Here is a 686-nt window from a genome sequence, read left to right on the forward strand (position 1 = left end):
GCTTCGCGCCGCCACTCTCTATTGGGTTTGATGTCCTGACTTAAGTGAATATAGCTATAAATCCTAAAATATACGCTATGAGGTTTCGGATGAATGACAAATTAGTTATGAATCGCATTTTGAATCGCATTTTGAATCAAAGTCTGAATCAAAGTCTGAATCAAAGTTTGCATCATATTTTTAATGGTGCTTTATTGGTGTTAGGTATTGGGGCGATCGCTCCTTTGGCATTTAGTGCTCGTGCAGCGATCGCCGAGGAAAATATTACGATTCCCCAAGCACCAGTGGAGCCGAGTCTTTGGTGGAAGTCTCAACGTTTACAGGAGGGATGGGTCGAAAATATTGCGATCGATTCTGAAGCAAAGCAGGCAATTATTACCATAAATACAACTAGATGGATTGCCTCGGACTATTTACAACGCTTTACATTTTTATTCAAGCTCGGCACGGAAGCTCAGAAGCAAAACTTTAATGTCATGCTGTACAATCGCCGCTCTCAAAAAATTGCCGAGTACAGCACCGTTGAGGAACGTTGGCGCATCGATCCCAAATCCCTAGGAGCCGAGCCTTTTCGGGTAAATGCCCCTGATACATTACAGCAAAGTTTTAATAAGTAAATAGCTGGACATCATTAAAACCCAAAAGCCTGTAGCGCACGCGCAGCGTGCGCTACAGGCTTTTGGGTT

Annotated in this window: 1 protein-coding gene; it reads left to right on the forward strand. The window is 43.3% G+C overall.

Translation table 11 applies throughout. The annotated features are described in order from the left end of the window. Positions 1 to 89 precede the first annotated feature (89 nt). Positions 90 to 617: a hypothetical protein gene (locus tag PSE7429_RS23095; RefSeq protein WP_009629835.1), complete on the forward strand. Its 528-nt coding sequence runs from the start codon at positions 90 to 92 to the stop codon at positions 615 to 617. The last annotated feature ends 69 nt before the right edge of the window (positions 618 to 686 follow it).

The organism is Pseudanabaena biceps PCC 7429 (assembly GCF_000332215.1).
GTDB classification, from domain to species: domain Bacteria; phylum Cyanobacteriota; class Cyanobacteriia; order Pseudanabaenales; family Pseudanabaenaceae; genus Pseudanabaena; species Pseudanabaena biceps.

Excerpts from the sequence above, each read along its gene's own strand:
- PSE7429_RS23095 (WP_009629835.1), top strand. The coding sequence starts at position 90 with ATGAATGACAAATTAGTTATGAATCGCATTTTGAATCGCATTTTGAAT.